1 protein-coding gene is annotated in these 258 nt (G+C 59.3%); it reads left to right on the forward strand.

Features of this window, described 5'->3' with window-relative positions; all coding sequences use genetic code 11:
• The coding region (locus IB277_RS37765; protein ID WP_192373428.1) for a recombinase family protein at nucleotides 1–258 on the forward strand (258 nt) is incomplete at both ends.

Raw genomic sequence — 258 nt, forward strand, 5'->3', positions numbered from 1 at the left:
GCGAGAAGATCCTGTTTCCCCGGCGTGTCCGTCGCGGCATCGGCAAGGGCGACGTGCTGTGGAGCGCGATCGACCATTCTCGCGTGATCCAGATTTTGCACAATCCACGATACGCTGGTGCTTTCGCATACGGACGCACCCGCACGGTCTATAATGCCAAGCTTAAGTCCGTACAGCAGAAGATGCCGAGGTCCGACTGGCAGGTGCTCATCCCTCAGGCCCATGAAGGCTACATCTCGTGGGACGAGTTCGAGCGCA

This window comes from Ensifer sp. ENS07, from assembly GCF_014852185.1.
Classification (GTDB): domain Bacteria; phylum Pseudomonadota; class Alphaproteobacteria; order Rhizobiales; family Rhizobiaceae; genus Ensifer; species Ensifer adhaerens.